25 protein-coding genes and 1 tRNA gene are annotated in these 25,707 nt (G+C 65.8%); 16 read left to right on the top strand and 10 right to left on the bottom strand.

What is annotated here, in order from left to right:
- The first annotated feature begins 62 nt into the window (after window positions 1–62).
- The 3 genes from ACIGJG_RS01790 to ACIGJG_RS01780 all read left to right on the top strand — a co-directional run bounded on the left by ACIGJG_RS01790 (window position 63) and on the right by ACIGJG_RS01780 (window position 2,202).
- Window positions 63–434: a PsiF family protein gene (locus tag ACIGJG_RS01790; protein WP_011296541.1), complete on the top strand. Its 372-nt coding sequence runs from the start codon at window positions 63–65 to the stop codon at window positions 432–434.
- A 107-nt stretch (window positions 435–541) separates the two neighbouring features.
- The gene (gene rapZ / locus ACIGJG_RS01785) at window positions 542–1,426 is read left to right on the top strand and encodes an RNase adapter RapZ (RefSeq protein WP_011296540.1); all 885 of its coding nucleotides are present in this window, start codon (window positions 542–544) and stop codon (window positions 1,424–1,426) included.
- A 113-nt stretch (window positions 1,427–1,539) separates the two neighbouring features.
- Window positions 1,540–2,202 (top strand): LON peptidase substrate-binding domain-containing protein, encoded by a 663-nt coding sequence (locus ACIGJG_RS01780; protein ID WP_011296539.1) that lies wholly within the window; start codon window positions 1,540–1,542, stop codon window positions 2,200–2,202.
- A gap of 24 nt (window positions 2,203–2,226) precedes the next feature.
- On the opposite strand, the gene mutY is transcribed toward ACIGJG_RS01780, so the two are convergent.
- The 3 genes from mutY to mutM all read right to left on the bottom strand — a co-directional run bounded on the left by mutY (window position 2,227) and on the right by mutM (window position 6,551).
- Window positions 2,227–3,408, bottom strand: a complete 1,182-nt coding sequence (gene mutY, locus ACIGJG_RS01775) for an A/G-specific adenine glycosylase (RefSeq protein ID WP_140949319.1) — start codon at window positions 3,406–3,408, stop codon at window positions 2,227–2,229.
- Window positions 3,409–3,519: 111 nt separating this feature from the next.
- Complete coding sequence (locus ACIGJG_RS01770; protein WP_011296537.1) at window positions 3,520–5,475, bottom strand: dynamin family protein; 1,956 nt, start codon at window positions 5,473–5,475, stop codon at window positions 3,520–3,522.
- Between the two features lie 221 nt (window positions 5,476–5,696).
- Window positions 5,697–6,551, bottom strand: a complete 855-nt coding sequence (mutM, locus tag ACIGJG_RS01765) for a bifunctional DNA-formamidopyrimidine glycosylase/DNA-(apurinic or apyrimidinic site) lyase (RefSeq protein ID WP_011296536.1) — start codon at window positions 6,549–6,551, stop codon at window positions 5,697–5,699.
- Window positions 6,552–6,690: 139 nt separating this feature from the next.
- On the opposite strand from mutM, the gene ACIGJG_RS01760 reads away from it, so the two are divergent.
- From ACIGJG_RS01760 to pth, 7 genes are all read left to right on the top strand, one after another.
- Window positions 6,691–8,541: a tetratricopeptide repeat protein gene (locus tag ACIGJG_RS01760; RefSeq protein WP_483672680.1), complete on the top strand. Its 1,851-nt coding sequence runs from the start codon at window positions 6,691–6,693 to the stop codon at window positions 8,539–8,541.
- Between the two features lie 82 nt (window positions 8,542–8,623).
- Window positions 8,624–9,238, top strand: a complete 615-nt coding sequence (lolB, locus tag ACIGJG_RS01755) for a lipoprotein insertase outer membrane protein LolB (RefSeq protein WP_041679457.1) — start codon at window positions 8,624–8,626, stop codon at window positions 9,236–9,238.
- Between the two features lie 8 nt (window positions 9,239–9,246).
- A complete protein-coding gene (ispE, locus tag ACIGJG_RS01750) occupies window positions 9,247–10,125 on the top strand; it encodes a 4-(cytidine 5'-diphospho)-2-C-methyl-D-erythritol kinase (RefSeq protein WP_041679798.1) in 879 nt (292 codons plus the stop codon).
- Window positions 10,126–10,184: 59 nt separating this feature from the next.
- Window positions 10,185–10,261, top strand: a tRNA-Gln gene (locus tag ACIGJG_RS01745).
- A gap of 94 nt (window positions 10,262–10,355) precedes the next feature.
- Complete coding sequence (locus ACIGJG_RS01740) at window positions 10,356–11,309, top strand: ribose-phosphate pyrophosphokinase (RefSeq protein WP_011296532.1); 954 nt, start codon at window positions 10,356–10,358, stop codon at window positions 11,307–11,309.
- 132 nt (window positions 11,310–11,441) lie between these two features.
- Window positions 11,442–12,053, top strand: a complete 612-nt coding sequence (locus ACIGJG_RS01735) for a 50S ribosomal protein L25/general stress protein Ctc (protein ID WP_140949320.1) — start codon at window positions 11,442–11,444, stop codon at window positions 12,051–12,053.
- A gap of 135 nt (window positions 12,054–12,188) precedes the next feature.
- Entirely contained in the window at window positions 12,189–12,788 is a 600-nt protein-coding gene (pth, locus tag ACIGJG_RS01730) for an aminoacyl-tRNA hydrolase (protein WP_011296530.1), read from the top strand.
- A 109-nt stretch (window positions 12,789–12,897) separates the two neighbouring features.
- Here the strand turns inward: pth and ACIGJG_RS01725 are convergent, their stop codons facing one another.
- The 5 genes from ACIGJG_RS01725 to ACIGJG_RS01705 form a co-directional block, all read right to left on the bottom strand.
- On the bottom strand, window positions 12,898–13,158 hold the full coding sequence (locus ACIGJG_RS01725; protein WP_011296529.1) for a YfhL family 4Fe-4S dicluster ferredoxin: 261 nt from the start codon (window positions 13,156–13,158) through the stop codon (window positions 12,898–12,900).
- A 69-nt stretch (window positions 13,159–13,227) separates the two neighbouring features.
- Complete coding sequence (gene coaD, locus ACIGJG_RS01720; RefSeq protein WP_011296528.1) at window positions 13,228–13,713, bottom strand: pantetheine-phosphate adenylyltransferase; 486 nt, start codon at window positions 13,711–13,713, stop codon at window positions 13,228–13,230.
- 175 nt (window positions 13,714–13,888) lie between these two features.
- Window positions 13,889–14,533 (bottom strand): 16S rRNA (guanine(966)-N(2))-methyltransferase RsmD, encoded by a 645-nt coding sequence (gene rsmD / locus ACIGJG_RS01715; RefSeq protein ID WP_220631246.1) that lies wholly within the window; start codon window positions 14,531–14,533, stop codon window positions 13,889–13,891.
- An 80-nt stretch (window positions 14,534–14,613) separates the two neighbouring features.
- Window positions 14,614–15,969, bottom strand: coding sequence for a M16 family metallopeptidase (locus tag ACIGJG_RS01710; protein ID WP_483673042.1), 1,356 nt, complete (start codon window positions 15,967–15,969; stop codon window positions 14,614–14,616).
- A 43-nt stretch (window positions 15,970–16,012) separates the two neighbouring features.
- Entirely contained in the window at window positions 16,013–17,545 is a 1,533-nt protein-coding gene (locus tag ACIGJG_RS01705; protein WP_483672679.1) for a M16 family metallopeptidase, read from the bottom strand.
- A 193-nt stretch (window positions 17,546–17,738) separates the two neighbouring features.
- Here ACIGJG_RS01705 and ftsY point away from each other — a divergent pair, with 193 nt between their 5' ends.
- Entirely contained in the window at window positions 17,739–18,887 is a 1,149-nt protein-coding gene (ftsY, locus tag ACIGJG_RS01700; RefSeq protein ID WP_140949322.1) for a signal recognition particle-docking protein FtsY, read from the top strand.
- A 70-nt stretch (window positions 18,888–18,957) separates the two neighbouring features.
- Here the strand turns inward: ftsY and maiA are convergent, their stop codons facing one another.
- Together maiA and ACIGJG_RS01690 are read right to left on the bottom strand one after the other, a co-directional pair.
- Entirely contained in the window at window positions 18,958–19,605 is a 648-nt protein-coding gene (maiA, locus tag ACIGJG_RS01695) for a maleylacetoacetate isomerase (RefSeq protein ID WP_011296523.1), read from the bottom strand.
- 4 nt (window positions 19,606–19,609) lie between these two features.
- Entirely contained in the window at window positions 19,610–20,311 is a 702-nt protein-coding gene (locus ACIGJG_RS01690) for a fumarylacetoacetate hydrolase family protein (protein WP_011296522.1), read from the bottom strand.
- A gap of 217 nt (window positions 20,312–20,528) precedes the next feature.
- Here ACIGJG_RS01690 and ACIGJG_RS01685 point away from each other — a divergent pair, with 217 nt between their 5' ends.
- The 5 genes from ACIGJG_RS01685 (at window position 20,529) to ybiB (ending at window position 25,697) form a co-directional block, all read left to right on the top strand.
- A complete protein-coding gene (locus ACIGJG_RS01685) occupies window positions 20,529–21,173 on the top strand; it encodes an ANTAR domain-containing response regulator (protein WP_011296521.1) in 645 nt (214 codons plus the stop codon).
- Between the two features lie 321 nt (window positions 21,174–21,494).
- The gene (locus ACIGJG_RS01680) at window positions 21,495–22,808 is read left to right on the top strand and encodes a CmpA/NrtA family ABC transporter substrate-binding protein (protein ID WP_011296520.1); all 1,314 of its coding nucleotides are present in this window, start codon (window positions 21,495–21,497) and stop codon (window positions 22,806–22,808) included.
- 52 nt (window positions 22,809–22,860) lie between these two features.
- The gene (gene ntrB, locus ACIGJG_RS01675) at window positions 22,861–23,763 is read left to right on the top strand and encodes a nitrate ABC transporter permease (RefSeq protein ID WP_011296519.1); all 903 of its coding nucleotides are present in this window, start codon (window positions 22,861–22,863) and stop codon (window positions 23,761–23,763) included.
- A 33-nt stretch (window positions 23,764–23,796) separates the two neighbouring features.
- Window positions 23,797–24,600: an ABC transporter ATP-binding protein gene (locus ACIGJG_RS01670; protein ID WP_011296518.1), complete on the top strand. Its 804-nt coding sequence runs from the start codon at window positions 23,797–23,799 to the stop codon at window positions 24,598–24,600.
- 86 nt (window positions 24,601–24,686) lie between these two features.
- A complete protein-coding gene (gene ybiB, locus ACIGJG_RS01665; RefSeq protein ID WP_483672678.1) occupies window positions 24,687–25,697 on the top strand; it encodes a DNA-binding protein YbiB in 1,011 nt (336 codons plus the stop codon).
- Window positions 25,698–25,707 lie beyond the last annotated feature (10 nt).

Below are 25,707 nucleotides of genomic sequence, written 5' to 3'. Positions count from 1 at the left end.
CTGCACCAGCCGTTGGCTGGCATTAGGTGGCCATGAAGTTTCCCACAGCCAGGAGAGCAAGCATGAAGAAACTGATCGCGATGTGTGTGCTGGTGACGCCGCTGCTGGCCACTGGCGCAATGGCACAGCCCGCACCCCAAACCACGCCTGCCGCGCCCGCCATGCCGGCTGCACCGGGCCCGGGAGACAAGGCTGTACCGGCATCGGCCACCAAGGCGCCCACCGCGCAGCAGCAGAAGATGAAGGACTGCAACGAGCAGGCTGGCGACAAGAAAGGCGACGATCGCAAGGCCTTCATGAAGCAATGCCTCTCGGCCAAGGGCGTGCAACCGACCAAGAGCCAGCAGGAAAAGATGTCGGCCTGCAGCAAGGAAGGCAAGGGCAAGAAGGGCGACGAGTACAAGGCGTACATGAAGGAATGCCTGTCGAAGTAAGCCTCAGCCCCCGCTGATGACATGGCGAACCGAGCGGTTCGCCATTTTTGTTTGCATCAGGGCGCTGTCATGACGAGGCCTTTGCCGGATGCTATCCTTCCGATGATATGCGCATCATTCTCATCACCGGCATCTCCGGCTCCGGCAAATCCGTCGCACTGAACGTGCTTGAAGATGCAGGCTTTTACTGCGTCGATAACCTGCCCGCTCAATTCATTCCCGACCTGGCTCGCTACCTCGCCAGCGAGGGTTACACGCATCTGGGCGTGGCCACCGACATCCGCAGCCGCGAATCGCTGGAACACCTGCCCGATACGGTCCGCGAACTGGCCGAAACGCACCAGGTCGAGGTCCTGTTCCTGACGGCCAGCACCGACGCGCTGGTGCAGCGCTACTCGGAAACGCGGCGCCGGCACCCGCTGTCGATCCTGACTGACGGCGTGCCTGGCTCTGACGGCGAACCGGCGTTCAACGACCGGGCCCTGATGGAAGCGATCGAGATGGAGCGCGAACTGCTCAGCCCGCTGGCCGAGTCCGCGCACCGCATTGACACCAGCAACGTGCGCACCAATACGCTGCGCAGCTGGATCAAGGAACTGATCCGCGAAGATAGCGAGCGTCTAACGCTGCTGTTCGAATCGTTCGGCTTCAAGCACGGCGTACCCAGCGATGCCGACCTCGTGTTCGACGTGCGCTCGTTGCCCAACCCGTACTACGACCTCGCGCTGCGCCCGCTGACCGGCCGCGACGGCCCCGTGATCGATTTCCTGCAGGCGCAGCCGATGGTGCTCGCCATGGCCGAAGACATCCGCGCCTATGTGGAAAAGTGGCTGCCGAGTTTCATTGCGGACAATCGCAGCTACCTGACCGTGGCGATCGGCTGCACCGGCGGACAGCACCGTTCGGTCTATATTGCGGAAAGGCTTGCCAACTATTTCCGGGCCCATGGTAATGTGCTGGTGAGACACCGCGAGCTCGCGCCGGCAACGTAGTCCGCTGCGCAGTCCGCCGGTGCCGCCAGGCATCTCTGACCCTGGCAGCCATGGCGGCCGCCGCATGCGATCTGGCGGCCGTTCCCTCGATTTAGCGGAATGGCAGCCATCGCATGTCCTCGACAGACCTTCTCCGTCACACCGTTCCCGCCGACGCAACGCCGCTGACGCTGGACGACCTCCCTCTCTTCCCTCTGCACACGGTGCTGTTTCCGGACGGCCGCCTGCCGCTGCGCGTGTTCGAGAAACGCTACGTCGACATGGTGCGCAACTGCCTGCGCGATGCGGCGCCGTTCGGCGTGTGCCTGATCGCCAGCGGCGAGGAAGTGGCACGCACAGGCCAGCAGACCGTGCCCGAATCGATCGGTTGCCTTGCCGAGATCGTCGACTGCAATATGGAGCAGCTTGGCGTGCTGCTGATCGAAACGCGCGGTCGCCAGCGTTTCCGTGTGATCGAGCACCGCACCCGCGATGACGGGCTGATCGTCGCCAGCGCTGAACTGCTACCCGCCGACATCATCGACTGCAAGCTCGAACTGCTGGGTGAATGCCTGTCGGTGCTGCGACGGATCGTCACGCGGCTGCATGCCGAGCAGCCTGACCGCATGCCGTTCGCCGAGCCCTATCAGTGGGACGACCCAAGCTGGGTCACCAACCGCCTGTGCGAACTGCTGCCCGTGCCGATGAAGGCCAAGCAGATGCTGATGGCGTTGCCCGACGCGGGCATGCGCATCGAGATCGTGCACCGCTACATGCGGCAGCACCACATGGTGTAGGGCTCGCTGCGCCCCTTTCGAGGTTCAGAACAGGCCGCCGCGGGCCTGCGTTTCGAGCAACTTGCGCACGGGCGCCGGCGTGCCGAGCGCATCGAGATCATCGAGCGAGATCCAGCGCTGCGCCGGTCCGTCGACCGGCTCGCGCAGCAACAGACCTTTCATGTCGACGCGGATGGCGCGGATCAGTAGACGGAAATGCGTGAAGACGTGGACCAGTTCGCCGGTCATGTCCGCGCGCGACGGTTCCCCAAACGCACGCGCGTAACCCAGCGCATCCTGCTCGGCGAGTTCCGCGTCGAACGGCACCGTGGCGACAGGCATCTCGGGCAGGCTCCACAGGCCGCCCCAGACGCCGCTGTCAGGCCGAAGCTGCAGCAGCACGTCGCGTCCGTGACGCACCATGACCATCACGGTGCTGCGCTCGGGCACCGGCGAGCGCGGCTTGGGCGTGGGCAGCGTCGCGGTCAGGCCATCGCGCCGCGCCACGCAGTCCGACGACAACGGGCAGGCCGCGGCATCGGACAGGCAGGCGGGCTTGCCGCGCGAACACACGGTAGCCCCAAGGTCCATCAGGCCCTGCGTGTAGGCCACCATGTCGTCGGCCTGGTGCGGGCCCGGGGCGGGCAACGCGGCGTCAGCCAGCTCCCACATGCGGTTCTCGATCGCACGTTCGCCGGGGTGCCCATGGATGCCGAAGAAGCGCGCGAATACGCGCTTGACGTTGCCGTCGAGAATCGGCGAGCGCACGCCCGCACTGAACGCCGCAACGGCCGCGGCCGTCGATCGGCCAATGCCCGGCAGCGTGGCCAGTACTGCGGGATCGGGCGGAAAACGACCCCCATGCTCGCTGACGACCTGCATCGCGCAGCGGTGCAGGTTGCGCGCGCGCGAGTAGTAGCCCAGCCCCGCCCACAGCGCCATCACCTGGTCGGCGGGCGCGGCGGCCAGCGCCTGCACCGTGGGCAGTTGCGTGATGAAGCGCTGGAAGTAATCGATCACCGCGCTGACCTGGGTCTGCTGCAGCATGATCTCCGACAGCCAGATCCGGTACGCGTCGCGCGTGTTCTGCCACGGCAGGTCATGCCGGCCGTGCACGCGCTGCCATTCGACCACGCGTGCGCCGAAATCGGCAGGAACGTGGATGACGGACGGCACGGCAGAGGCATTGGCAGTGGGCGGGACGGCGGGGGCGGACTTGCGGGGCATCGGGGACGTTCAGGCGCTTGGACTGCGCGGCAGGCAAACAAGGCGCGGGCCGCACAAAAGAAATGGCGCCGCACAGAGGCGGCGCCACATGATATACCGGACAGCCGGCGATCAGGCCACGGCGAGCTGCGCAGCTTCCGTTCCGGCACCGTCCGGGCGGACGATGCGCTGCGCATACGTTTCGATTCGCCCGCTGCGCTCATCAAGGCCGTTGAGCACCTCTTCCATATCGGCGATACGGCTTTCGAGCGTGTCGGTGGCCTCGTGGATGCGTTCGATCGAATCCACGCGGCGGCGCAACTGCTTCTGGTGCTCACGCACCTGTGCCTCCAGCGGCGTCATTACAGATTTGAGCCAGACTTCGATGTCGCGGTTCAGGTCGCGGAAATTCTCGAGCACGCGACTCGCCATCGTATCGAACGCACCCTGCACCAGATGCGGCCGCGAACGCGTGAGCATGCTGACCGTGCCGAAGTGCGTCTGCACAAGCTGCAGGATCTCCTTGAGCTCGGCGACATAGCGTGTGGTCACAAACTGCATCGGCGCCGGCAGCGTGAAGCCATGCTCGGCATTGAAGCGGCGGTACATGCTTTCGATCAACTGGTGCAACTGGCTGATCTTGTTGTCGGCGTCGGTAATCAGCGTGGTGAGCTGGCCGAACAGCGCATCCATGTCCTCGCGCAGGCCGCGCGAGAAGAAGCGTTCCTTCATCTGTTCGCGCGAGCTGCGCATGGTGCTGCGCACGTCGCGCAGCTGCAGGCTCTTGATGATATCGGCGCTGTGGCGGCCGAACACGAGGCGCAGCGCCTGGAACTTGCTGATGCTTTGCTCGAACTCTTCCTTCTCGCTCTGCACGCGCATCAGCATGTGCTTGACCATCGCATGGTTCTTGCCGCGCAGCCCGCGCAGTTCGAACAACTGTTCGACGATGTCGCGGCGGCGGCTCTGCAGCAGCTGCTGCGCGCCGCGCGCCATGTCCTGCACGGAACGGTGAACCTGGTCGGCGACGATCTCGCGCCGGCGCGGGATCAGCTGGTCGGACAGCACATGCTCGAAATTCGGCAGGCCGCTGCGCACGAGCAGCGTTTCGTCATGCGTGACCTTGGCGACCAGGCCCTTCTGCGCGGACACCGGATAGACGCGGCCCTGCTCAATGCCGAGCACCTGTGCGGTCGAGGTGATCTGGCCCGAGATTTCCTTCGCGATTTCGGCCTGCGACTTGAGCGGATCCCACAGGCCGTCGATCTTGTTGAGCACAGCCAGACAGCCACGGCGATGGCCGGCGCCCACATGGCCGCGCCAGAGCTCGAGGTCGCTCTTGGTCACGCCGGCGTCGGCGGCCAGCACGAACACCACCACATGGGCGTCCGGGATCAGGCGCAGCGTCAGTTCAGGTTCGGTACCGATGGCGTTCAGCCCGGGCGTGTCGAGGATCACAAGACCCTGGCGCAAGAGCGGGTGCGGGAAATTGATGACCGCATGGCGCCAGCGCGAGATCTCGACCATGCCTTCCGCATCGACCGCATAGGCGGCGTCGGGATCTTCCTCGTGATACAGGCCCAGCGTTTCGGCCTGGGCCGGCGTCACGCGGATGGTCTCTACCACGTGCTGGAATGCTTCGAGCATGCCCTCGGGCGACGACGGGTCCAGCGGCACCGAATGCCAGTGCGAGGCAGACGTGCCGGCTTCGAGGAAATCCGCTGTCGAGGCCTCCTGCAGCCGGGTTTCGATCGGCAGCAGCCGGATGCTCGGCGGTTCGCTCTCGTCGTAGCGCAGCTCGGTCGGGCACATTGTCGTGCGCCCTGCCGACGACGGCAGGATGCGGCGGCCGTAGTCGGCGAAGAAGATCGCGTTGATCAGTTCGCTCTTCCCGCGCGAAAACTCGGCAATGAAGGCGACCTTGAGCCGGTCGCTGCGCAGCACGCTCTGGATGCGCTGCACGCGCTCGTCGGCCGTCGCATCGTAGAGGTCGTGCTGCTGCAGCCACGACTGGAATTCGGCCAGCGACTGGAGTACCCCGGTTCTCCAGGCACCGTATTGTTCAAATTGGTGGGTGAGCGTTGTCATGGCGGCGGTTCGGCTGGGTTCGTGTCCGGCAAACTGGCGCAAGTGCCGATTCTGGACTTCGGCGTGTTTTTGTAACTTTTTATGACTGCGCACAAGATACAGGTTTCCGGGGTGCTTTTGTGGCGCTTTTGTGGAATTCGCGCCCCTTGCCAGGCCGAGTGTTGCGCCCAGCCATCGACATGGCGCCCAGTGAACGCCAGTGCCCACCCGTGCGCCCCGCTTCAGTGCTGGCAGTGCGTGCAGTAGAAGGTCGAGCGCTGGCCCTGGACAATCTGCCGCACCGGCGTGCCGCAAACCTTGCAGGGCTCTCCGGCGCGGTCGTAGACGAAGCATTCGAGCTGGAAATAGCCGCTGGCGCCGTCACTGCCGACAAAGTCGCGCAGCGTGCTGCCGCCCCGCTCGATGGCTTGCGCCAGGGTTTCGCGCACGGACTGCGCCAGCCGCTCGCAGCGCGCCAGGCTCAGCCGGCCAGCCGGCGTTGTCGGGCGGATGCCGGCGCGGAAGAGGCTTTCAGAAGCGTAGATGTTGCCGACCCCGACGACGATATTGCCGGCCAGCAGTACGGTCTTGATCGCCGCGGAACGGCCCCGCGTATGGCGATGCAGCCAGCTGCCGTCGAAATGCGAATCGAACGGCTCAATGCCCAGGCCGCGCAGCAGCGGGTGGCCGGGCAGCATGGCTTCGCTCAGCGGGCTCCACAGCACGGCGCCGAAGCGGCGCGGATCGCGAAAGCGCAGCACAATGCGGCTGCCGCCGGCGTCGTCCAGCACGAGATCCAGGTGGTCGTGGGCGCCGGCCGGCGGCGCGTCGGGCAGCACGCGCAGCGTTCCGGTCATGCCGAGGTGGACCAGCAGCCAGCCGGCGTCGTCGGTGGCTTCATCGACGCACTCGAGCAGCAGGTATTTGCCGCGCCGCTCGATCCGCCTAACCAGGCGGCCGGCAAGGCGCGCCTCCAGGTCGTCCTCGACCGGCCAGCGCAGGCCGCGGTGGCGCACCGTTACGTCGGCAATACGCCGCCCCACCACATGCGGCAGCAGGCCGCGCCGGGTCACTTCGACCTCCGGCAATTCAGGCATCGAACCTCTCCGTTGGTTACCGCTCCAAATTCCTGCCGGGACCGTGCCAGACTGGCCGCGCCGGCAAGCAGCGCATTGTAGCGGCACGCTACAATGCCCCTATCATTCGAACGCCTGCGAGCGCCGGAGCAATCATCACATGTCGGACTTTTTTCCGGATCCTGTTGCCAGACCCGCCGCGAAGGCCATCACTGTCCGCCCAAGCATGTTCGCGGCGCCAGTTTCCCGCACCGGGCGCCACATCCGATCCCTGGCCGCGGCCGCCTGCCTGGCGATTGCCGCGGCCGGTACCGTCCATGCCGCGTCCGCACAGCCCGACACAGCGCCTGCCGGTGTGACCCTGCCCAGCGTTCCGCTGACCAGCGATATCCTGTACCGCGTGATGGCGGCCGAGATCTCGCTGCAACGGGGGCTGGTCGGGCCGGCCTACCGCACCTACGTCGAACTGGCGCGCACCACGCGCGACCCGCGCTTTGCGCAGCGTGCGACCGAGATTGCGTTCAACGCGCGCATTCCGCAGCAGGCGCTCGACGCCGCGCGGCTGTGGGCCGATATCGCGCCGGCTTCGCCGGCGGCGCGGCAGGTCCTCTCCACGCTGCTCGTACTCAACGGCCGCTGGAGCGAGGCCCGGCCGCTGCTGTCGCAGCAACTGTCGAGCGTACCCGCCAACCACCGCGGCGAGAGCATCCTCCAACTGCAGCAGCAGATGTCGCGCACGAGCGACCCGGCCGGCGCGGCCAGCCTGCTGCAGGACCTGACCCGCGACGACACGCGCCTGCCCGAGACGCACCTTGCGATTGCCCGCGCGCAGGAAATCGCCGGCAACACGCCTGGCGCACTGTCGGCGCTCGACGAAGCGCTGCGCCTGCGTCCCGACTTTGAACCGGCTGCGCTGATGGTGGCGGAACTGCGCGCCGAAGACGAGCCCGACAAAGCCATCGCGGGCCTGCGCCGCTTCCTGGACAAGTCGCCGCGTTCCGTCAACGGACATATCACGCTCGCGCGCCTGTACCTGATGCGCAATGACATGCCCGCAGCGCGCCAGGAATTCGAAACGCTGCGCAAGGTGGCGCCCGCCGATCCGCGCGTACCGCTCGCACTGGGGCTGACCAGCCTTCAGGCCAAGGAGTACGGCGAGGCCGAACAGTACCTGAAGGAATACCTGCAGCTCGCCGCGAAGGTGCCGACCGCCAATCCGGACATCGCCTTCCAGTACCTCGCGCAGATTGCCGAGGAGCGCAAGGACTACGCCGGCGCGATCCAGTGGCTCGAGCGCATCGAGGATAGCCGCCTGGCACCGGCGGCTGCAGCCAAGCGCGCACAGTTACTCGCACGCATGGGCAAGCTCGACGACGCGCAGGCCATCTTCGGCGACATGCTCAGCGATGCCGAGGACATCCCCGATCCGGCGCAACGCACGCAGCGCATGACCGCCATCCGCCAGGCCGAGATCGCCACGCTGATGGAGACCAAGGCCTACGACCGCGCGCGCAAGGCGCTCGACGAACGCGTATCGGCCGAGCCGGACAACGCCGACTGGATCTACGAACTTGCCATGCTCGACGAGCGGCAGAAGCGCTACGACAGGATGGAACAAGGCTTGCGCCGCGTGATTGCGCTGCAGCCGGAGCAGAAGCAGGGGTACAACGCGCTCGGCTATTCGCTGGCCGATCGCAATGTCCGCCTGCCCGAAGCGCGCAAACTGCTCGAACGTGCTTCGGAACTGGGGCCCGATGATCCTTACATCATGGACAGCCTGGCCTGGGTGAAATACCGCATGGGTGAGTTGCAGCCAGCTGCTGACCTGCTCAAGAACGCGTACGCCAAGGCCCCCGAAGCCGAGATCGGCGCGCATCTGGGCGAGGTACTGTGGCAGCTCGGCGAGCGCGAAGAAGCGCGCAAGACCTGGACGGAAGCCGCCAAGATCGAGCCGGACAACGAGACCCTCGTCGACACGCTGCGCCGCTACAACGTCCTGCTGTCCAAGTAAGCCCGGGCCCGTTCCGGTGAACGGGCCCCGCATCCATAACGAGCCGCCCCGCGCGGGCGGCGCGCTTTCCTGAATGCCGACCATGAACCGATCCCGCCGCCTGGCTCTGCTTTGCCTTGGCGCGCCCCTGCTGCTGGCGGCCTGCGCCAGCGTTGCGCCCTCGCGCGGCTTCGATGCCGGTGAAGGCTCCGCCAGCCGGCACTACACGGGCCGCTTCTCGGCCAACTATGTCCGCTACGGGCGCGACGAAGGCGTGCAAGGCAGCTTCCGTTGGGAAGAACAGGGCCGCAACGTACGGCTCGACCTGCTGTCGCCGCTGGGCCAGACACTGGCCGTGGTCACGGCCACGCCATCGGGCGCGACGCTCGACCTGCCTAACAAGCCGCCGCGCAATGCGCCCGAAGTCGACAGCTTGCTTGAGGAAGCGCTCGGCTTCGCGCTGCCCGTGGCTGGCATGCGCGACTGGCTGCACGGTCGGCCCGCACCAGGCCGACCGGCGAAATCCACGCGTGACACCGAGGGTCGACTTGCCACACTCGCCCAGGACGGCTGGAGCGTGCGCTACGTGGCCTGGCAGGAAGTGCCATCGGCTTCGCAAGCGCCCGCCCCGCGGCCGCGCCGCATCGACCTGGAACGCGAAGGCGGCCCCACGCCGCTGGCCGTGAAGCTCGTGATCGATCCGGAGGAAGCGCCTTGACCGCAGCCTTGACCGCGGCACCCACCCTGCCGCCACCGGAACTGCGCGACTGCCCCGCGCCAGCCAAGCTCAACCTGTTCCTGCACGTCACGGGCCGGCGCCCGGACGGCTACCACATGCTGCAGACGGTATTCCAGCTCGTGGACTGGTGCGACACGCTGCATTTCCGCCGCCGCGATGACGGCGTCGTGACGCGCACCACCGACATCCCGGGCGTACCGGCGGAGACCGACCTGATCGTGCGTGCCGCGCGCGCGTTGCAGCAGGCCACGGGCACGCGCTTCGGTGCCGATATCGCGATCGACAAGATCCTGCCGATGGGCGGCGGCATCGGCGGCGGCTCGTCCGACGCCGCCACGACGCTGCTCGCGCTGAACCACCTGTGGGGCCTGGGCCTGCCGCGCGCCGAACTCATGCGGATCGGGCTGGCGCTGGGTGCCGACGTGCCCGTGTTCGTGTTCGGCGAGAACGCGTTCGCCGAGGGCATTGGCGAGGAACTGACTGCCGTCGACTTGCCGGACAGCTGGTTCGTGATCGTCCATCCGAAACAACATGTGCCGACCGCAGAAATTTTTTCGGACGAGTGCTTGACAAGGGACACGCCCCTCTCCATAATTGCGGTCTTCGCTGCTTGCACAAACAAATTCTCTTTCGGTCGCAACGACCTGGAAGCGATAGCAACAGCGAAGTTCGGCGAAGTTGCCCGAGCCCTTGAATGGCTGAAGCAGTTTAATCAGCATGCAAGGATGACCGGCTCCGGAGCCTGCGTGTTTGCACGTTTTCCCGACGAGCAGAAGGCGCAGCAGGTTCTGAAGCGGTTGCCTCCCGAGTGGGATGGCAGGTGTGTGCGCAGTCTGGCACGTCACCCGCTCGCAGCGTTCGCATAGCAAGTTATCGTTCGGCGCGGTACGGCAGTCAGGTACCACGAAGAACGGCAAGGTTGTGTAGGGGAGTCGCCAAGTTGGTCAAGGCACCGGATTTTGATTCCGGCATTCGAAGGTTCGAATCCTTCTTCCCCTGCCATTACATTCCTATAGTGTCGTTACGACACTCAGTATCAGTCACCGGTTTTTGCCGGTGACGCCAAGCTCCCCCAGCAGCAAGACAGGTGCCCCGAATGAGCAGCGAAGGCTTGATGGTATTTACCGGCAACGCCAACCCCAAACTCGCGGAGGCTGTTGTACAGCACCTCGGCATTCCGCTGGGTAAGGCGCTCGTAGGCCGTTTCTCCGACGGAGAAGTTCAGGTCGAAATCCAGGAAAACGTTCGCGGCAAGCACGTCATCGTGTTGCAGTCCACCTGCGCGCCGACCAACGACAACCTGATGGAACTGATGGTGATGGTCGATGCGCTCAAGCGCGCTTCGGCACGCAGCATCACTGCCGCAATGCCCTATTTCGGCTACGCCCGCCAGGACCGCCGCCCGCGTTCCGCACGCGTGGCGATCTCGGCCAAGGTTGTGGCCAACATGCTGGAAGTCGCCGGCGTGGAGCGCGTCCTGACCATGGACCTGCACGCTGACCAGATCCAGGGCTTCTTCGATATCCCCGTCGACAACATCTACGCATCCCCGGTACTGCTGGGCGACCTGCGCGAGAAGAACTACGGCAACCTGCTGGTCGTGTCGCCGGACGTCGGCGGCGTGGTTCGTGCCCGTGCGCTGGCCAAGGAGCTGAACTGCGACCTGGCGATCATCGACAAGCGTCGTCCGAAGGCCAACGTGGCCGAAGTGATGAACATCATCGGTGAAGTCGACGGCCGCAACTGCGTGATCATGGACGACATGATCGACACCGGCGGCACGCTGTGCAAGGCGGCCCAGGTGCTGAAGGAGCGCGGCGCGCAGAAGGTCTTCGCCTACTGCACGCACCCGGTGCTGTCCGGCGGCGCGGCTGCCCGCATTGCGGACTCGGCGCTCGACGAAGTGGTGGTGTGCGACACCATCCCCCTGTCGGAAGAGGCAGCCAAGTGCGGCAAGATCCGTCAGTTGTCGACCGCTCCGCTGCTGGCCGAGACCTTCACCCGTATCGTCAAGGGCGACTCGATCATGTCGCTGTTTGCTGGTTCCTGATAGAATTTAGAGCTTTGCTGCGCTGATAGCGGGTGTGTCCCACAATCAGCGTGATGTGACCGGCGCATGCATTTTACATGCGCCACAACAAGGCTGTCTGGTCGCGGACGGCCTTCTTACTTTGGAGTCATCATGAAAGTAGTCGCTTTCGAGCGTAGCGTACAGGGTACGGGTGCGAGCCGCCGCCTGCGCAATTCGGGCAAGACCCCTGGCATCATCTACGGCGGCGCCGCCGATCCGAAGATGATCGAACTGGATCACAACGCGCTGTGGCACGCCCTGAAGAAGGAAGCCTTCCACTCGTCGATCCTGGACCTGGAAGTCGCCGGGAAGTCGGAAAAGGCGCTGCTGCGTGCATTTCAGATGCACCCGTTCAAGCCGCTGGTTCTGCACGTCGATTTCCAGCGCGTGTCGGCCAATGACAAGATCCACGTCAAGGTGCCCCTGCACTTCATGAACCAGGAAACCGCTCCTGGCGTGAAGCTGGGCCACGGCTTGGTCAACCACATCGTGAACGACCTGGAAGTGTCGTGCCTGCCGGCCGACCTGCCCGAGTTCATCGAAGTGGACGTTGGCAACATGGAAGTGGGCCAGACCCTGCACCTGGCTGATCTGAAGCTGCCGAAGGGCGTGACCGTCGTGACCCACGGCGACGAAAACCCGGCCATCGCCAGCATCTCGCTGCCGGCTGGTGCCGCTTCGGCCGCCGAAGGCGAAGGCGAAGGCGAAACGCCGGCTGCCTAAGCTGCCACGCAGCATTAGTCTTGCGGCCTGGCCGCAAGACGAAAAAACCGCCGGTCATGCCGGCGGTTTTTTTTGGCGTATGCTTTGCGCCTGCGGACGACAGCAACGCTGCCGCCAACCAACCCTGTTCATCGCATGATCAAGCTCATCGTCGGTCTCGGCAATCCCGGAGCGGAATACGAGGCCACCCGCCACAACGCCGGCTTCTGGCTCGTGGACCAGCTTGCCCGCATGGGCGGCACCACGCTGCGGGTGGAAGGCCGTTTCCACGGCCTGGCCGGGCGCGCGCGCCTGTGGGACCAGGACATCTGGCTGCTCAAGCCCTCCACGTTCATGAACCGGTCCGGCTTGGCCGTGGTATCGCTGGCCCGCTTCTACAAGATTCTGCCCGACGAAATCGTCGTCGCGCATGACGAAATGGATCTGCCCCCGGGCGCCGCCAAGCTCAAGCGCGGCGGCGGCGCGGGCGGCCACAATGGCCTGAAGGACATTGCCGCCCACCTGACCACGCAGGAGTTCTGGCGTCTGCGCCTGGGCGTCGGTCATCCGCGCAACCTGCCCGGTGGTGCCGGCGCCGGGCGCGAGGATGTCGTCAACTTCGTGCTCAAGCCACCGCGCAAGGAAGAACAGCAGGCGATCGACGAAGCGATCGACCGTAGCATCGATCCGCTCGGTCTGCTGGCCCGCGGCGATGCGGAACGCGCCATGGCGCAACTTCACACTGTGGCGCGCTGACCCCGGCGCACATCGTCGCACGGCCGTTGCATCGCCGCCAAAAACAAAGCCCCCGTTACCTCTCGGTGACGGGGGCTTTGTTTTTGTACCCTGCCGATTGCGCCGGTGCTCAGGCCGCGTGCTTGGCCGCTGTCAGCAACCGGTACCGCTGCATCAGGACCTCATGCGTCTCGACGCGGTTCGGATCCTTTGGAATGCACGCTACCGGGCAAACCTGCTGGCACTGCGGCTCATCGAAATGGCCGACGCACTCGGTGCACTTGTTGGGGTCGATTTCATAGATCTCGGGCCCCATCGAAATGGCTTCGTTCGGGCACTCGGGTTCACAAACGTCGCAGTTGATGCAGTCGTCGGTGATCAGTAGCGCCATGGTGTTTCCTTCCTGCGGACGCGCCCGCGCCCGAACTGGCCGCGGATCGACGCGTCTGAAACCGTCATTTTATTCCGGTTTGCTGATTTTCTCAGCGAGCCACCGCTCCACCGACGGGAACACGAATTTGCTGACATCGCCGCCAAGCACCGCAATCTCGCGCACGAAGGTCCCGGAGATGAACTGGTACTGATCGGACGGCGTCAGGAACATGGTTTCCACGTCCGGCAGCAGGTAACGGTTCATGCCTGCCATCTGGAACTCGTACTCGAAATCCGACACGGCGCGCAGGCCACGGACGATCACGCGCGCATTGTTCTTGCGGACGAAATCCTTGAGCAGCCCGGCAAAGCCCTCTACGCGCACGTTGGGGTAGTGGCCCAGCACTTCACGGGCGATGCTGATGCGCTCTTCGAGCGAGAAAAACGGGCGCTTGTTGGGGCTGTGCGCCACGCCAACCACCAGTTCGTCGAAAATGTTCGACGCACGGCGGACCAGATCCTCGTGCCCCCGGGTCATGGGATCAAACGTACCGGGGTAGACCGCGATGGCCATACTTCCTCCTTGATCTGCCCGCTGCCGGTCCTTTTCCGGACCGCCTTGCCTGCCGGCTGCCGACGGGTGGTTGATGCGTCGCGAGCGTTGTAACAGCGGCGTAGTGTAACCCTAAATCTGTGAATTGGAAGGCGTCGATCTGTGCTCTGCACCGTACCGTGTGCGGCTACCGGCGTTACGCAGCGCCCGCCTCGGCGCCGCGGTGCTGCAGGAGATGGAAGTGCACCGCACCGGCCCGCGCCTGGCGGACGATCTCCAGCGACGCAGGCACCGGTGCATCGGCACCAGTCAGGGAACGATCCGTCTCCACGTACACCGCGCCGCCAGGGCGCAGCAGCCGCGCGGCGTGCTCAAGGGCGGGCCGCAGCCAGTCTTCGGCGAACGGCGGATCCAAAAAAATCACGTCGAAGCTGGCATCCGGCATCTGCGCGGCAATCGCGAAGGCATCACCCTGCACGACGCGAATGTGCGCGGCATCGAGCCGGTATTGGTTGTCGCGCAACTGCTTGGCGACACGCGGGTTGAATTCCACCAGCGTGACGGCTTCGGCACCGCGGGAGGCCGCTTCGAAACCGAGTGCGCCCGAGCCCGCAAACAGGTCCAGGCAATACAACCCGGCCAAGTCCTGGCCCAGCCAGTTAAACAGGGTTTCCCGCACGCGGTCGGGCGTCGGCCGCAAGCCTTGCGCGTCGGGGACGGGCAGCAACGTGCGCTTCCAGCGGCCACCGATGATACGGACCTGGGACGGCGCCTGGCGCGGCGCCGGAGAAGACGATCGCCCGCTCGCGGCGGGCGATGGAGATCGGGTACGCGAATTCATGCCGTGATTGTAGAGCCTGTCGGCGCTTCAGCCATCACCGGCCATTGCGCTGCGTGCGGCAAGCCCCACAAGGCGCATGCTTACTCCGGGCCGCCGACGATCACCGTGGCCATCGCGTTCGGGTGAACGTGGCGCTGGAACGCCGCCTGCACCTGCTGGCGCGTGACCTTGCCGACCTGGGCCGTCCACGTATCCAGATAGTCCAGCGGCAGCCCGTACCAGCCGATATTGGCCACGTTCGTCAGCAGCTTGCGGTTGCTGTCAATACGCAGCGGGAAGCCGTTGACGAGATTGTCCTTGGCCGCCTTGAGTTCGGCATCGGTCGGGCCTTCGGTGACGAAGCGGGTCAGCACCTGCCGCACCAGCGCCAGCGCTTCGTTGGTCTGCTCCTTCTTGGTCTGCAGGCTGATGCCGAACGGACCCGCCTGCTTGGAGGGCGCGAAATAGCTGTCCACACCGTAGGTGAGTCCGCGCTTCTCGCGCACTTCATCGGTCAGGCGCGAGCTGAAGCCCCCGCCGCCCAGCACGTAGTTGCCGACCAGCAGTGCGAAATAGTCGGGATCGCCGCGCGCCATCGACGGCTGGCCGGTCACCACCGCCGCCTGCTGGGCCGGATGCGGCACGCGCTGCTCGCTGGCCGGGATAGTCATCTGCACCTGCGGCATGGCCGGGGCCGCGCTGCCCGGCGGCAGGCCGCCGGTCAGCTTCTCGGCGATCGCCTCCGCCTGCTTGCGGTCGATCGCGCCGATCAATGTGACCACAGCGCGCGACGCACCGTAGTTGTCCCGCCAGAACTTGACGATGTCATCGCGCGAGATCGATTCCACCGACGCCTGCGTAGCCGACACGCCGTACGGATGGCCCGGGTACATCGCCTTGGCCAGCGCCTTGTCGGCGATCACGCCGGGCTTGGCATCGGCTTCACGGATAGCGCTGATCAGGCGCTGCTTCTCGCGCCCCACCACGGCATCCGGATAGGTCGGAGCCTGGATCAGCTGCATGGCCAGCGCCACGGACTGGTCGAGTTCCGGCTGCGCGGTCAGCGTGCGCATGCCGATGCCGCCACGGTCGCCACCGGCCGCGCCGCCGAAGACAGCGCCCGTATCGGCAAAGGCGTCGGCAATCTGCGCCTCGTCGCGGGCCGGCTGGCCATTGCGCGCGGCAGCGCCCTTGTCGAGCAGCGCCGCCGCCAGCGTGGCGAGTCCGGCCTTGCCGGACGGGTCATAGCGGCTGCCGGCGTCGAAATCGACATTGATATCGAGCATCGGGATCGACGGGCTGTGCACGTAGAACACCTGCGCGCCGGTCGATGCAGTCCAGTGTTCGATGGGAATGGCAGCCAGCGCGCATTGCGTCGCCAGCAGCGCCAGTGCGCCCAGGGCTGCACCGGCCAGCCGGCGCAGCGCGCGCGGCGAAAGAATGGTCGTCTCGCTCATCTCACTGATCTCGCTCATTTCCGACAGGGACATGCGTGGCTCCTCAGTGGCGCAGGCCTTCGGGCGCCTTGGCCTTGGGCTTGTTGGGATCGATCGGCTGCGGCAACAGCGTGGCCACGGTCAGGTTGTCGTCGGTGAAATACTTCGCGGCCACGGCCTGGACCTGCGCCGACGTGACCTCCTTGATCTTGTCGAGGATGCGGTCGATCTTGCGCCACGAGATATCGGAGATCTCTGCCACGCCGATCTCCATGCCTTGGCCGAACACGGAATCGCGCTTGTAGATCTGGCTGGCCACGACCTGCGCCTTGACGCGCTTGAGCTCTTCCGGCGAAACACCGTTCCTGGCAATGCGCTGGATTTCCTCGCGCAGCGCGGCCTCGATCTGCTCGGTGGTATGGCCGTCGGCCGGCGTGCCATCGAGCACAAACAGCGAATTGCCGCGGTTGATGCTGTCGTAGCCGACATTGACGTCGTCGGCCAGGCGCTGTTCGCGCACCAGTTCACGCGTCAGGCGCGCGTTGTCGTAACCGTTGAGCACCGCAGCCAGGACTTCGAGCGCATAGGGATCGACATCCTTCTCCACGTCGCGCAGGCGCGGCACCTTGTAGGCCATCACCATGTACGGGTTCTCGGCTGGCGCCTTGACCCAGACGCGCTTGATGCCCAGTTGCGGCGGGTCGATCTGCTCCTTGCGCAGCGGCAGCGGGCGCGGCTTGAGCTTGCCGTAGTAGCGCTCGGCCAAAGCGCGGACCTCGGCCGGATTGACGTCGCCGGTCACGATTACCGTGGCGTTGTTCGGGACGTACCAGCTCCGGTACCAGGACTGGACGTCTTCCAGGCGCATGTTGACGAGGTCGTCCATCCACCCGATTACCGGATGCCGGTAAGGTGCAGCGACATAGACGTTGGCCAGCAACTGCTCGTAGACCGTGCCACGCGCAGAGTCATCGGTGCGCAGGCGCCGCTCTTCCATCACTACCTTCATCTCGCGGTCGAACTCGCCCTTGTTGAAGATCAGGTTGGCCATACGGTCGGCTTCGAGCTCCATCATCTTCGGCAGGTATTGCTTGCCGATCTGCTGGTAATACAGCGTGAAGTCGCGGTTAGTCATGGCGTTTTCGCGGCCGCCCAGCGCGGCGACCTGCTTGGAGAATTCGCCCACGCCTACCTTGGGCGTGCCCTTGAACATCATGTGTTCGAGCATATGGGCGACGCCCGTGGTGCCACTGACTTCGTCGATACCGCCGACGCGGTACCAGATCTGGTGCGCCACCGTGGGCGCTCGGTGGTCTTCCTTGACGATCAGGCGTAGTCCATTGGACAGCTTGTACTCGGTGGTGCCCTGTGCCGTGGCGTCTACCGGAGCAGTCTGCCCGGATGGCATGGGGGAAGCGACAGTGCGCGGCGTTTGCGCGCCGGCAGTCCAGGGCAGCGCCGCCAGCAGCAGGACCGGCAGCAGGACCGGCAGCGCCCGCCGTGCCAGGCGTTCCAGGCGCGCCCGGCATTCGGCTGGGGCGGGAATGGGTTCAGGGCGGGTACCGCCCGTTCCGGTCACGACAGTGCAATGGTTCATGCAACCCCGTCTGTTAGAATTTTGCCGATCGATTCATGTGCCCATGAATCCGCTGTGTTACGAACTATACGCAATAGCGGCTACGCACCACAACGACAGGCTGATGGTGCGGCCGGATACTGCGTACGGCCCGGATGATTAACGCGCCGCCGGACGGCGGCCGATCCTGACGGGGTATTGACCCCTTTCCCCAATGTTTAGTTTCTGGAAGAAGCGCAAGGCCGAGCCAGCCCCTGCGCCGGCAGAACCGCCCGCCTCGGCCCCCATTGCGGTCCCCACGCCGGCTCCCGTGGACGCCCCTGCGGCCGTCCCCGTCGCCAGCCCCGATCCGTCGCCCGCCGAGGCTCCGTTGCCGCCTGCCGCGCCGGCCATCCCGGCTGCGGCAGCCGTGCCGGCCGCGGGGGACATGGAGTTGACCCTGGCCCCGGCCCAGACCGCTGAAGCCCGCCGCGGCTGGATGCAGCGCCTGCGCACCGGCCTGTCCAAGACCAGCCGTAATATCAGCACGCTGTTCGTCGGCATGAAGGTCGACGAGGCGCTGTTCGAAGAGCTCGAAACCGCGCTGCTGATGGCCGATGCCGGCGTCGAGGCGACCGAATACCTGCTCGGCGAGTTGCGCAAGCGTGTGCGCAGCGATCGCATCGAATCGGCCGAAGGCGTCAAGGCCGCGCTGCGCGACCTGCTGATCCAGCTGCTGCGCCCGCTGGAAAAGACCATGGAGCTGGGCCGCGAGCAGCCGCTCGTGATGATGATCGCGGGCGTCAATGGCGCCGGCAAGACCACCAGCATCGGCAAACTGTGCAAGCACTTCCAGCACTACGGTCAGTCCGTGCTGCTGGCAGCCGGCGACACCTTCCGCGCCGCTGCGCGCGAGCAACTCACCATCTGGGGCGAGCGCAACAACGTCACCGTGGTCGCGCAGGAAAGCGGCGATCCGGCTGCGGTAATCTTCGATGCAGTCAACGCGGCGCGCGCGCGCGGCATCGATATCGTGATGGCCGACACCGCCGGCCGCCTGCCGACGCAGCTCCACCTGATGGAAGAGCTCAAGAAGGTCAAGCGCGTGATCAGCAAGGCGATGCCCACGGCCCCGCACGAGGTCCTGCTGGTGATCGACGCCAACACCGGCCAGAACGCGCTGGCGCAGACACGTGCGTTCGATGACGCGCTTGGCCTGACCGGGCTGATCGTGACCAAGCTCGACGGCACGGCCAAGGGTGGCATCCTCGCGGCCATCGCGCGCCAGCGGCCGGTGCCGGTCTACTTCATCGGCGTCGGCGAGAAGGTGGAAGACCTGCAGCCGTTCAAGGCTGAGGAATTTGCCGACGCGCTGCTCGGTTGATGACATCGCCCGAAAGAAAAAAACGCCCCGGCAAACCCGGGGCGTTTTTCATGGGCACTTTCCGCGCGCATCACTCCGCGTCAGGCTGTTCCTTCGGCTGGGCCTTCTGGAACGCCGGCAGTTCCATGCACGCTTCCTGGATCCGCGCGATGGTCGGGTAGCGGCTCACGTCGATATTGAAGCGCTGCGCGTTGAACACCTGCGGCACCAGGCAGATATCGGCCAGCGTCGGCGTATCGCCGAAGCAGAAGCGGCCGGCCTTGCCCTGGCGTTCCAGATTGGCTTCGAACGAGGCGAAGCCCAGTTCGATCCAGTGGCGATACCACGCGTCCTTCGCCTCGTCGGCGACGCCCAGCGTGCGCTTGACGTACTTCAGCACGCGCAGGTTGTTCAGCGGATGGATCTCGCACGCGACCTCCAGCGCAAGGCCGCGCACGTAGGCGCGGTCGAGTGCATTGCCGGGCAGCAGCTTCGGTTCTGGATGGATCTCATCCAGATACTCGATCATGGCCACGGACTGCTGCAGCACGTTGCCATCGTCGAGCACCAGCGCCGGCACGAGTCCGTCAGGATTCACCGCGCGGAACTCGGGCAGCAACTGCTGGCCACCGTCCTTGAGCAGGTGCACGGGCACGTACTCGTACGGCAGGCCCTTCAGCTCCAGCGCGATACGCACGCGATAGGACGCCGAGCTGCGGAAATAGCTGTAGAGCTTCATCGGTTCAGACCACTTTGATGGTCAGGTCGCCCACGCCGCCGACATGGCACTGCATGACGTCGCCCTTGACTACCGGGCCCACGCCTTCGGGCGTGCCGCTGAAGATCAGGTCGCCCGGCTGCAGTTCGAACAGCTTCGACAGGTACGACACCATCTCCGGCACCGACCAGATCAGGTCGGACAGGTCGCCGCGCTGCTTCTCGGCGCCGTTGACGGACAGCGTGACCTCGCCCTTTTCCGGATGGCCGATGGCCGACACCGGCACGATCGGGCCGATCGGCGCCGAGCGGTCGAACGCCTTGCCGGTCTCCCAGGGGCGGCCGGTCTTCTTCGATTCGTTCTGCAGGTCGCGGCGCGTCATATCGAGGCCCACGGCGTAGCCGAACACGTGGCTGGCTGCCTGCTCGACCGAAATGTCCTTGCCGCCCTTGCCGATCGCCACGACCAGTTCCACCTCATAGTGGACGTTGCTGGTGCCCGGCGGATATGGGAAGGTGCCCTCGGTGCCGTCCGCCACGTAGCTGACCGCGTCCGACGGCTTGCAGAAGAAGAACGGCGGCTCGCGATCGGGGTCCGAGCCCATTTCGCGGGCATGGGCGGCATAGTTGCGGCCGACGCAATACACGCGGCGCACCGGGAAGCTAGCGTTGCTGCCGCGCACGGGCACGCCAACGGGTGCCGGCGGGGCAAAAACGAATTCGGTCATGCATCTCTCCAGGCTTGTTCTGATATTCCTGCGCACAGGCGACCAGTGTCGCCAGCAGACACCGCCCGGGCGCAGCAGGGCAACAGCATACACCTGCCCGCCAGCCTGCGTACGACGGCATACAGTGATTATGGGTAAGCCCCGATGCGCAAGCCGGCGTGACGGATTGACCGCCCGGCGCGGATCTTGCATAACGCGGGGCAACCCACGACAAGTCATGACTCGCCGCCACCCGCCCCCTTCTTCCAGCCTGCCTCCACAGGGCGCCGCGCCAGCCAACCGCACGCTGCGCATCCTGCTGGTGCGCGACCCACACGATGCTGATCCGCTCAATGTGGAAACCATCCGCGCGGGCCTGGTCAGCACCGGCTTTACGGACATCGAGACCGTCGACGCCGACCTGCGCCTACCCGATGTCATCACAGCCAGGCAGCCGGATCTGATCATCATCGCGTCCGAGTCCGCCGCGCGCGATACCGTCGAGCATGTTTGCGTGTCCACGCAGCACGCGCCGCGCCCGATCGTGCTGTTCACCGACAATGACGACGCCCGGCGCATCAAGGCCGCGCTGTCGGCCGGCATCACGGCCTATATCGTCGACGGCCTACGCGCCGAGCGCGTGAAGACCGTGCTCGATGTCGCCTATGCGCGCTTCGAAATTGACCAGCAGCTTCGCGCCGAACTCGACGCGACCCGTCTGAAGCTGGCTGAGCGAAAGGTGGTGGAGCGCGCCAAGGGCCTGCTGATGCAGGCGCGAGGCATCACCGAGGACGAGGCCTACAAGCGCCTGCGCAGCATGGCCATGGAACGCGGCATCAAGCTCGTGGATGCCGCCCAGCGCGTGATCGACGTGATGGGCTGAGCATCCGCAACCGGTGCCTGCGTGGCACGGGGCTGGTGCAATGCACAATTCTGGCGCTGCTCCCTGATCGGGGCGCTTTCCCCCGGCCCGGCCTGCGCGGCCGGCAGATATCGCTCGTCCGCGAAGTCCTCTTTTTCCTGCGTTGAGTGCTGGCACAGCCATTGCGTTATCGATGCGTCGGCCAACGAGGGCCGATCACAATTCAGGCGGGCATGGCCAACGCGGGCCGCGCCACGCCACGGACAACGGCGTCCTGAACCGCCCCCGTCTTCTGGCGAAACGGGCTGCGGATCGGGACGCCTTTTTTCTTGGAGCCCAGCAATGCCCTCTCGCCTCAGGATTGCCAAACCGCTGCCCGCCGCAGTCGACACCACCCTCGCCGCTCCCGATGCGGCGCCGGCGAGCAGCGGCCGCCGCCGCGCGCTCGCCTCGATCGCCGGGGCCAGCGTGATGACGCTGGTCGATCCGCTGGTGCGTGCCGGGGCGTGGGCGGCGGGGTCGGATGCGCCCGAGAAACCCGAGGTACGCATCGGCTTCATCCCGCTGACGGACTGCGCGTCGGTCGTCATGGCGGCCGCGCTCGGGTTCGACAAGAAGTACGGCATCAAGATCACGCCGAGCAAGGAAGCGTCCTGGGCCGGCGTGCGCGACAAGCTCGTCAATGGCGAACTCGACGCGGCGCATGTGCTGTACGGCCTGATCTATGGCGTGCAGCTCGGTATCGGCGGCCCGAAGAAGGACATGGCCGTGCTGATGAGCCTGAACCACAACGGACAGGCCATCACGCTGTCGTCGAAGCTGGCCGAGAAAGGCGCGAAGGACGGCGCCAGCCTGAAGGCGCTGATGAGCAAGGAAAAGCGTGAATACACGTTCGCGCAGACCTTCCCGACCGGCACGCACGCGATGTGGCTGTACTACTGGCTGGCGGCCAACGGCATCAATCCGATGCAGGACGCCAAGGCGATCACCGTGCCGCCGCCGCAGATGGTCGCCAATATGCGCGTGGGCAATATGGACGGCTTCTGCGTGGGCGAGCCCTGGGGCGCGCGCGCGATTGCCGACAAGATCGGCTTCACGGTGGAAACGACGCAGGCGATCTGGAAGGACCATCCCGAGAAGACGCTCGGCACCACCGCCGAATTCGTGCAGAAGTACCCGAACACCGCGCGCGCCATGGTGGCGGCGGTGCTGGAGGCATCGAAATTCATCGACGCCTCGGCGTCGAACCGCCGCAAGACGGCCGAGACCATCGCCGCCAAGTCCTACGTCAACACCGACATGGACATCATCCTGGACCGCATGCTGGGCCGCTACAGCAATGGCCTGGGCAAGACGTGGGATGACCCCGACTCGATGAAGTTCTACCAGGACGGTTCGGCCAACTTCCCGTTCCTGTCGGACGGCATGTGGTTCCTGACGCAGCACAAGCGCTGGGGCCTGCTCAAGGAGCATCCCGATTATCTGGGAGTGGCGAAGCAGGTCAACCGCATCGACATCTACAAGCAGGCCGCCACGGCAGCGCAAGTGCCGCTGCCCAAGAGCGACTTCCGCACCGCGAAGCTGATCGACGGCGTGGTGTGGGATGCCACCCGGGACCCGAAGGCCTACGCCGACGGCTTCAAGATCAAGGCCTGATGCGCAGGCTGCCGCCATTGTTTCGGATTGCCCCTGATTTAAGGAGCCAGACGTGAATGCCATCGCCAGACCCGCGCCGGAAGGCGCTACCGGCCTGAAGGCCGACCCCGATGCCGGCGAACGCGCGCGGCGACGTGCGCTGGAAATCGAAGCGCAGGCCCGCCGTGCCGAACGGCGCGATGTACTGCGCGGGGTCGTGCTGAGAGGCGTACCGCCGCTGCTGGGCTTCGCGCTGTTCGTGCTGGCGTGGCACGGCATCGCCACGATGATCCCCGCCATTCCCACTCCGGGCGCCACCTGGAACGCCGCTGTGCCGCTCTTCGCCGATCCGTTCTACCGCAATGGCCCCAATGACCAGGGCGTCGGCTGGAACGTGCTGGCATCGCTTGCTCGCGTCGGCGCCGGCTTCGGGCTCGCGGCGCTGATCGGCATCCCGGCGGGCTTCATCCTCGGACGCTTCGCCTTCCTGAACGCGATGGCGTCGCCCGTGATCAGCCTGCTGCGGCCGGTTTCGCCGCTGGCATGGCTGCCGATCGGGCTGCTGCTATTCAAGGCTGCAAACCCGGCCGCGATCTGGGCCATCTTCATCTGCTCGATCTGGCCGATGGTGATCAACACCGCGGTCGGCGTCACCCGTGTGCCGCAGGACTACCTGAACGTGGCGCGCGTGCTCGACCTGTCGGAATGGAAGGTATTCACGCGCGTGCTGTTCCCCGCCGTGCTGCCCTACATGCTGACCGGCGTGCGGCTGTCGATCGGCACTGCATGGCTCGTAATCGTGGCCGCGGAGATGCTGACCGGCGGCACCGGCATCGGCTTCTGGCTGTGGGACGAATGGAACAACCTGAAGGTCGAGCACATCGTCATCGCGATCTTCGTAATCGGCATCATCGGCCTGCTGCTGGAACATGCGCTGCTGGCGCTGGCCCGGCGCTTCAACTACGGCAACAACTGACTGCCCCGCGCGCCAACCCAACCGGACATCGCCATGGAAAAGTTCGTCAGCATCGAAAACGTCGGGCAGACCTTCAAGACACGCAAGGGGCCGTTCGTGGCGCTGCGCGACATCAACCTGCAGATCGCACAGGGAGAGTTCATCACGCTGATCGGCCATTCGGGCTGCGGCAAGTCCACGCTGCTGAACCTGATCGCCGGGCTTGCCACGCCGACTACCGGGGCGCTCATCTGCGCGGGCCGGGAAATCGCGGGCCCCGGTCCCGAGCGCGCCGTGGTGTTCCAGAATCACTCGCTGCTGCCGTGGATGACCTGCTTCGATAACGTCCATCTGGGCGTGGAGCGCGTCTTTGGCGGCAGCGAGAGCAAGGCGCAACTGAAGGCACGCACACATGACACGCTGGCGCTGGTGGGCCTGACCCACGCGGAAGGCAAGTATCCGCACGAGATCTCGGGCGGCATGAAGCAGCGCGTCGGCATTGCGCGCGCGCTCGCCATGGCACCCAAGGTGCTGTTGATGGATGAACCGTTCGGCGCGCTCGACGCGCTCACGCGCGCGCACCTGCAGGATGCGCTGCTGAAGATTGTCGAACAGACCCGCAGCACCGTGGTCATGGTCACGCACGACGTGGACGAGGCCGTGCTGCTGGCCGACCGCATCGTGATGATGACCAACGGCCCGGCGGCGACGATCGGCGAGATCCTCAGCGTTGGCCTGCCGCGACCACGCGACCGCGTGGCGCTGGCCGAGGACAAGGGCTACCATGCGTGCCGCACGGCGGTGCTCGACTTCCTCTACCGCAAGCAGCGCAACCCGGCGTTGCAGGAAGCGGCCTGAACGGCCACCGAACGCCCGCCCGTCATGGGCGTGGCGGCGGTGCTCCGCTATCATGAAGCGGAATCCCATCCCCACACAACACGCCCATGACCACTTCCTCCGCCACTCCCGCCGCGGACGCCTTCCCCGCGGCCCGCTACATCAAGGAAATCGGCCGCGGCGTGAACGGCGCCCGTGCGCTGCCGCGCGAAGACGCGCAGACACTGTTCGACGCCATGCTGGCCGGCCGCGTGTCGGACCTGGAACTGGGTGCGGTGCTGATGGCGTATCGCATCAAGGGCGAGGCGCCGCACGAACTGGCCGGCATGCTCGAAGCCGCGCACGCGCACTGCCGCCCGCTGGCCGCACCGGGAGATCGCCAGGTCGTGGTCGTCCCGAGCTACAACGGCGCGCGCAAGCAGCCCAATTTGGTGCCACTCCTGGCTCTGTTGCTCGCGCGCGAGAATGTGCCGGTGCTGGTGCATGGTTCCCGCACATTCCAGGGCCGCGTGACGAGCATGACCTTGTTCGAGGCGCTCGGCGTGCCGCTGTGTGCATCCACGGACGAAGCCGCTGCGCGCCTGCGCGATGGCGACGGCGCCCATGGGCCGCTGGCCGTGGTGCCCGTGGACGTGCTGTCGCCGGGCCTGTCGCAGTTGCTGGACCGGCGCAATGTCATCGGCCTGCGCAATTCCTCGCACACGGTGGCCAAGATGCTGCAGCCGGTGGGTTCGCACTCGCCAGCCGAGGCGCTGCGCCTGTACAGCTACACGCACCCCGAATACCGCGAGACGCTGACCGACTATTTCTCGCACGAGCCTGCCAATGTGCTGCTGGCGCGTGGCACCGAAGGCGAGGTAGTGGCCGATGCACGCCGCAGCAGCCGCATCGACTGGCTGCACGACGGGCACCAGCAGACCCTTGTCGATCCGACCAGCGGCTCGATCGCAGACGTGCCCGAACTGCCGCAGGGCAGCGACGTGGCCGAAACGGCCGCGTGGACGCGCAAGGTGCTGGACGGCGCCGTGCCCGTGCCGCCGCCGATCGCCACCCAGGTGCGCGCCATTCAGGAATGCCTGCAGCAAGGCACGCGCGTCGCCTGGGCAAGCCCGCTCTGAGCGGCGCCAG

This window comes from Cupriavidus sp. C1SS-2L, assembly GCF_057073735.1.
The sequence above is the reverse complement of the archived record's forward strand: the minus strand, read 5'-3'. Positions and strand labels throughout refer to the sequence as shown.